The organism is Rivularia sp. UHCC 0363, assembly GCF_034931125.1.
Lineage (GTDB): Bacteria > Cyanobacteriota > Cyanobacteriia > Cyanobacteriales > Nostocaceae > Rivularia.
In genome coordinates, this window is the sequence record NZ_JAYGHM010000046.1 from 28,534 (window position 1) to 36,318 (window position 7,785).

A 7,785-nucleotide genomic window follows, 5' to 3' on the forward strand; every position below is an offset into this window, starting at 1 on the left:
GATGGGGGGATGGGGAGACAAGGGGAGATGGATAATTTTTTACTCCTAATAGTGCGTTTCATTAATTCTGATAGATAATAATTCTGTAGTGGGAGCGTCTCGCTCCCTTGTGGTAGCTAGCGAGCTAGAAGCTCGCACTACGAGCGCGTTATACCTCAAAATTAATAAGACAGACCATCAACTCCTAACTCCTAACTCCTAACTCCTAATTCTTAACTCCTAACTCCTCACTCCTAACTCCTTGCTGCTCCAACTTTTTGCCCGGTTCCATTGACGTTGGCTGCATCTTCTGGGAGTTCTACACCGAAGACGCGACAGAAGGTTTTTTCTACTTTGTAGCCGGTATCAATGGATTCTAAGGGATCTTTCCGCAGTCGGTGACGCAAACACAGGCTAATAACGCGGCGAATGTCGTCTATGGTGACTTCGTTACGTCCTTCAAATGCTGTCAAGGCTTTGGCTGCACGGTTGCTTACAATGTCGCCACGTAATCCGTCTACGTCTAATTCCGAACATACTTCAGAAATTTTGACCCGGTAATCATATTCCATATTCACCGAGGGTAAAAGTTCTTGGGCTTGGATGATACGCTGTTGCAGTTCTTGCTGCTGTTGTTGGTATTTTTCGAGGAATACGGGGGGATTTTGGTCAAAATCTGACCTTTGTTCGACGATTTGCACTCTTAATGCTGGTTCCCTGACGGTGCGGATTTCGGCATGCATTCCGAATCGATCGAGTAATTGGGGTCGCAATTCTCCTTCTTCTGGATTACCGGAACCAACCAAAACGAAACGCGCTGGGTGACGAATGGAAATTCCTTCACGTTCGACGGTGTTCCAACCGCTAGCGGCTGAATCTAAAAGTACGTCTACTAGATGGTCATCTAATAAGTTAACTTCATCAACGTAGAGAATACCTCGGTTGGCTTTGGCTAAAAGTCCCGGTTCAAAGGCTTTTACACCTTCCGATAAAGCTTTTTCAATATCAATAGTGCCGCAAACTCGGTCTTCTGTCGCTCCCAAGGGTAAATCTACCATTGGTACTTTCATCTGAGCTACAGAAATTTCACCTTGTTCTAACTTTTGACGAGCTTCATCACCCATCACATCTGGGTCGGTGGGATGTGAGTTAAAAGGGTCATCGGCAACTACGGGAATTTCTGGAAGTAGATCGGCCAGCGCTCGAATGGTAGTTGATTTTCCCGTACCGCGATCGCCCATGATCATTACACCCCCAACTTTGGGGTCAATCACGTTCAAAATTAGAGCCAGTTTCATTTCTTCCTGACCCACAATTGCGGTAAAAGGAAATACAACGCGCCGTGCAATAGCATTCTTCTGACTAGTAGAACTCACCTATAAATTACCCTTTATATATATTATTTCTCTTATTCCCTTTCTTATTTTGCCATATCAGAGGATTGAGGTATAGGGGGAGATGGGGAGATGGGGAGATGGGGAGATGGGGAGATGGAGACAATTACCAATTCGCAATTCCTAACTATGCCCAATTCCCAATTTTGTTATCTAAGCGCAAGTTTTCAATCAAAAGTATATTTTATCACTTAACACTTTGTTAATCAGGACTATACCATAGTATAAGTTTGATGTTGTAGTACTTGCGGCTTAAGTATTATTTCTAGTTTTATTTTTAGTTATTTATTCTAGTTTCATTTAGGCTGCTGGTAAATCTATTGGGGTTCAAACGATAGAAAAAGTAGGGGTTTGATGCTATGACCATAGATTTACGCAAGTTTTTTCAGGCTACGAATCCTAGTAAAATTCTGGTTATCGAAAATGTTGAAGACCAGAAATACTATATTGATTTCTCTTCGGTAAGGGGTGGCAAGATTATTGAGGAGTTGCGAGATAATATTACTTTTTTCTCGCCGGATGAACCAACTTGTGTGTTGTTTACAGGACATATTGGCTGTGGTAAATCTACTGAGTTACTGAGACTAAAGACGGAATTGGAAGCGGAAGGCTTTTATGTGGTCTATTTTGAGTCTAGCGAAGATATGGAAATGGCTGATGTTGATATCGGAGATTTCCTGCTAAGTGTGGCACGTCGGGTTAGTCAGAGCTTGGACGATATTGATTTGGATGAACCAAGTCTGTTGAAGGAATTGCTACAGGGTGCTTGGAGGGTTCTGAATGCAGAAGTTATGGGGATGAAGGCTAAACTCCCGGTTATTGGTGATATTGGTGTGAGTTCGGATAAAGATAAGTTTTCTTTGGCTTTCGGGATTGGGGAAATTACAGCGAAAACTAAGGATGATGCTACTTTACGAGGACGTTTAAATCAGTATTTGGGGCCTCAAAAAACTAAGTTGTTAGAAGCTATTAATTCTGAATTGCTTGAACCTGCTGTAGAAAAGTTGAAGCAACAGGGTAAGAAAGGATTGGTAGTGATAGTCGATAATCTTGATCGCGTTGATTCTCGTGCTAAGTCATGGGGAAGACCGCAGCAAGAGTATTTATTTATAGATCAGAGCGAGTATTTGACGAAGTTACGATGTCATGTTGTTTACACAATGCCTTTAGCTTTAAAGTTCTCGAATGATTATGGAAACTTGACTCAGCGATTTCCGGAAGACCCAAAGGTGTTACCAATGGTATCAGTGGAATTACCCGACGGAAGTACTTTTGAACCGGGGATGGTGTTGTTACGACAAATGGTGTTAGCACGAGCTTTTCCCGATTTAAACCCACAGCAACGTTTGAATCGAGTTACGGAGGTTTTTGAAGATGCAAAAAGTATGGATAGATTGTGTCAAGTAAGTGGAGGACACGTCCGGGATTTGTTGCGGTTGTTAAATAACTGGATTCAGAGAGAGAGAAAACTTCCTCTGTCACGTCAAACTTTGGAAGCTCTAATTCGCTACCGTCGTAATGAAATGACGATGCAAATTTCCGATGATGAATGGGAATTATTACGTCAGGTAAGGAAGCGCAAAAAAGTGAGAGGTGATTTGGAGTATCAAGCTTTAATTCACAGTCGTTTGGTATTTGAATATCGCGATGCTGGTGGGGAATCTTGGTTTGATATTAATCCGATTTTGGCAGAATCGAGCGAGTTGGAAGAGTAAGAGTGAGGAGTTAGGAGTTATGAGTTATGAGTTATGAGTTAGGAACACTCTTTGTTATTAATCAGTGTCATCAGTGTAATCCATTTAATCCGTGTTCGGAGTTATGAGTGAAGAGTTAGAAGATAGTAAAGAATCACAAAACAAGGGGACAAATGGACAACAAGATAATTTTCCCCCCTCCCCCCCTCCCCCCCTCCTCCCCTCCCCTTCCAACGAGGAAGGTTTAGAGGAACTTGCTTGGACTTTGGAAGCATCGAGAGGTGAGTTTAAGTTAATTTTGGCACGGTGTAATTATTTGCGGTTGCGATCGCGATTGTTAAAACGCTTACGAAAGTTAACCGATCTTGATGTACGTATTCTAAATTTAAAGCGTACTGATAAAACTCTTTACGGAACTATTGCTGCTGAGGTTAAAGATAATCCACCGGATGCTTTGATGGTTTTCTACTTAGAGTCGGTGCATAATTTAAAACAAATGTTGAGTGCTACCAATCAGGTAAGGGAAGAGTTTCGCAAGCAGTTTCATTTCCCCGTCATCTTGTGGGTTACGGATGAAGTTTTACCGCAATTGGTGCGTTCAGCAAGCGATTTCGAGAGTTGGGCCACTACTACAGAGTTTGCGATCGCCACAAACGAATTAACTACAACTCTCAAGGAAGATACAGATGCTTTATTTGATACATCATTAGCAGCCGATGCTTACTGTTTGGGGTGGCAAATGGGATACCTACGTCGTCGGGAGGTAATCACAGCACTCCAAGATTTAAAGGGTAGGGGATATGAGTTAGCACCTGCTCTCAAGGCTAGTGTAGAGTTTGTTTTAGGACAAGATGCTTATCTTAAAAATCACATGGAGCAAGCTTTAGAATATTACCATCAAAGTTTGGCTTTTTGGCAAAATTCTATTGATACTAGTCGATTGTCTACATCATCCCCTCTCCCCGATTCTCAATTCCGCATGGGAGTCATTTTGTTTTATATCGGTTTATGCTATTTTCAACAAGCTCAAAGATATCGTTTGAGATCTGTTGATTTTCTTCAAGCAGCGAAACAATATTTTCAACAAAGTATCGATATTTTTACTCAAGCTAATCATCCAAATTTAGTAGCTAAATTTATTAATCCTTTAGGTGAAGTTTTACAGCGTTTGTCAGATTGGAATGAGTTAAAAAATATTGCTCAAAAGTCTTTAGATTTGCAGCAGTTATATGGAAATCCCCTCAGAGTAGCGCAAGCTTACGGCTTTTTGGCAGAAGTTGCATCGAGTCAAAATCAATGGACTCAAGCAAAACAATATGCTTATCAAGCATTACATAATATTGCCAAAGCTCCCTCAGCACAATTGCAACATCGCGCGTTATATTTACTTCTGTTAGCAATAGCTGAAAAACATCTGAATCAAGAAGCAAGAGCAACAAAACACCTGCAAATGGCACGAGATATTGGTTCTCAAGATAACCCGCATCAATATATCCGGATTTTACAGGCTTTGCGCGAAGTTTACTGGGAAGAATATCGTTATTTAGAAGCATTTCGCGTGAAGCTCGAACAGCGTTCCATCGAACAACAATATGGTTTTCGAGCCTTCATTGGTGCAGGAATTATTCAACCGCAAAGACAGGCAAAGTTAATTGTAGAAACTTTACATACAAGTTCCATACAAGCAGCATCTGTATTAGAAACTGTTGCTCCAGAAATGACTGCATCTGGTAGGGGAAGAGACGTACAAAAACTATTAGAAAAGATTGCTCGTCCAGATTGTAAAATGGTAGTTATTCATGGATATTCTGGTGTAGGTAAAAGTTCTTTGGTACAAGCAGGATTAGTCCCGGCTTTAAAAAATAGTTCTATTGGTTTACAAGAGATAGTTCCAGTTAATGTCAGAATTTACACTAATTGGATATATGAATTAGGGAAATTATTAGTTCAAGCTTTAAAGTCTAAAGGAATCCAATTTGGAATAGATGGAGAACCGGGCAAAAAAGTTTATCATTTTCCTTTTTCAAATCCCGAATCACCTGAAGAAATATTAGAATTGTTGCGACAAAGTGAATGGCATAATTTACGAATAGTCTTGATATTTGACCAGTTTGAAGAATTATTTTTTGTTTATAATTCAGCCGTTCAAAGAATGCAATTTTTTGAATTTATGGGAAAATGTCTCAATATTTTAAGTGTCAAAGTTATTTTGTCTTTACGAGAAGATTATCTGCATTATTTGTTGGAATGCAATCGTCTATCAAGCATGAATATTATCAATAATGATATTCTTAGTAAAAATATTCTTTATAAATTAGATAACTTTGCCTCATTGGATGCTAAATCTTTAATTCAACGCTTAACGCAACATTCTAATTTTCATTTAGAACCAAGTTTAATAGACCAGCTAGTACAAGATTTATCAGTTAAGTATGGAGAAGTGCGTCCCATTGAATTACAAGTCGTGGGAGCGCAACTACAAACCGAGAATATTACTAAATTAATTCAGTATGATAATTGTGGACCTAAAGAAGAATTAGTCAAGCGCTACATGAAGGAAGTAGTAGAAGATTGTGGGGAAATCAATCGTCAAGTAGCCGAATTGCTACTATATTTACTTACAGATGAAAAAGGTACTCGTCCCCTGAAAACTCGTTCGGAATTAGAAAGAGATTTACGAGCTTTATCTTTAGAAGAATTAACCAAAGAAAGCAATCAATTAGACTTAGTATTACGAATTTTTGTAGAAGCAGGTATCGTAGTTTTAATACCCGAAAATCCTGCCGATAGATATCAGTTAGTACATGATTACTTAGCCTCATTTATTCAAAAACAGCAAAAACCACGAATCAATGAACTAATTACAGAACTTAAAAAAGAAAGAAACAAAAGAATCATCAGCGAAGATAAACTCAACCGCATTTACCAAAAAGTATTATTTGCTGCACTAATCACCTTGGGAGTATTCACCCTATTAACTGCGATCGCAATCGGTTTTGCTTAACTAATTCTGCAACCATCGAACCACTATTGAACCGACAAAAATTTTAATGCATACAGTAAACTTACTGAAGCATCATGTGACAAATAAAAGTTATATTCAAAGCTCGGCATAAAAAGTGTGCAAGGAAAAGGGTGCATCTATCTATTTACTATGAATCAAGCCCAAATTCCCTCTTGGCAGCAGGTTCGCGCTACATTTAAACAAATTTGGGGTTATGAAGATTTCCGTCCACCCCAAGGCGAAATAGTTGAAAGTTTACTCGCCAAAAAAGATACCATCATTATTATGCCCACCGGCGGAGGTAAATCAATTTGCTTCCAGCTTCCCGCACTATTACAGACGGGGTTAACTTTGGTGGTTTCTCCCTTGGTAGCGTTGATGGAAAACCAAGTACAGGAATTAAAAGAACGCAAACTCAGAGCAGCACTATTACACAGTCAATTATCTTCTTCCCAACGTCGCGAAACACTACAGGCTTTGGAAAGACAAAAACTGAGATTACTTTACCTATCTCCAGAAACTTTACTCAGTCCCCCAGTTTGGGAAAAATTATCTCATCCAGAACTTGAAATTAACGGCTTAATATTAGACGAAGCCCATTGCTTAGTACAGTGGGGGGATACCTTCAGACCAGCTTATCGAAGATTAGGGGCAGTAAGACCAGCGCTACTCAAGACAAAAAGAAGAGGAACAAAAATAGCGCTAGCCGCTTTTACCGCCACAGCTGACCCTTTAGCCCAAACTGTAATTTCCGAAACTTTGCAATTACAGCAACCTGCTGTATTTAGACTGAATCCTTATAGAAATAATCTTAACCCGAATGTCCGGATTGTTTGGACTCCACAAGGAAGAACGCAACAATTATTAAAGTTTATTCAAAAAAATACACAAACAAGTGGATTAGTTTACGTTCGGACGCGACGAGATAGCGAAGATTTAGCCGCACAGTTGACGCAAAGAGGTCATAGCACGGCTAGTTATCATGGTGGACTGGGAGCGGAAGAAAGACGCGAAGTTGAAGCTAGCTGGTTGAGTGGAAAAATCCCTTTTGTAGTATGTACTTCAGCTTTCGGGATGGGAATCAATAAACCCGATGTTCGGTGGGTGATTCACTTTCAAGCACCATTATTACTATCGGAATACGTACAGGAAATTGGACGTGCAGGAAGAGACGGGAAACCAGCAGAAACGCTGACATTAATTAGCGAACCTACCGGATTATTAAATCCAGAAGACAAACAAAGACAAAGATTTTTTGAAGACAAGGTACGCGAACAACAGTTGACAGCAAAACAACTAATTAAAAAATTACCACCGACAGGAGAAGTGGATATAGTAGCGCGAAAATTTCCCGATGCTGCGATCGCACTTTCCTTGCTGCACAGCATGGGTAAATTAAAGTGGATCGATCCTTTCAACTACAGCATTGATAAAAACTCACAAATTAAACCAGAACGGCGATCGCGATCAGGTAATCAGATGCAGCAGTATCTAACAACGAAAAAATGTCGCTGGCAATTTTTATTAACCGCTTTCGGATTTGAAAAAGAAGCATTATTGCGTTGCGGACATTGTGATAATTGTCGGTAATGGGTAATGGGGAATGGGTAATGGGTAATGGGTAATGGGGAATGGGTAATGGGTAATGGGTAATGGGTAATGGGTAATGGGTAATGGGTAATGGGTAATGGTTAATGGGTAATGGGTAATGGTT

Annotated in this window: 4 protein-coding genes; 3 read left to right on the forward strand and 1 reads right to left on the reverse strand. The window is 39.9% G+C overall.

From position 1 onward, the window contains the following. Positions 1–233: 233 nt before the first annotated feature. Positions 234–1,355 (reverse strand): magnesium chelatase ATPase subunit I, encoded by a 1,122-nt coding sequence (gene bchI, locus VB797_RS23070; RefSeq protein ID WP_323240080.1) that lies wholly within the window; start codon positions 1,353–1,355, stop codon positions 234–236. A gap of 377 nt (positions 1,356–1,732) precedes the next feature. On the opposite strand from bchI, the gene VB797_RS23075 reads away from it, so the two are divergent. The 3 genes from VB797_RS23075 (at position 1,733) to VB797_RS23085 (ending at position 7,661) form a co-directional block, all read left to right on the forward strand. After that, a complete protein-coding gene (locus VB797_RS23075) occupies positions 1,733–3,088 on the forward strand; it encodes an ATP-binding protein (protein WP_323240081.1) in 1,356 nt (451 codons plus the stop codon). Positions 3,089–3,191: 103 nt separating this feature from the next. Continuing rightward, positions 3,192–6,071, forward strand: a complete 2,880-nt coding sequence (locus VB797_RS23080) for an ATP-binding protein (protein ID WP_323240082.1) — start codon at positions 3,192–3,194, stop codon at positions 6,069–6,071. A 150-nt stretch (positions 6,072–6,221) separates the two neighbouring features. Next, positions 6,222–7,661: an ATP-dependent DNA helicase RecQ gene (locus tag VB797_RS23085; protein WP_323240083.1), complete on the forward strand. Its 1,440-nt coding sequence runs from the start codon at positions 6,222–6,224 to the stop codon at positions 7,659–7,661. The last annotated feature ends 124 nt before the right edge of the window (positions 7,662–7,785 follow it).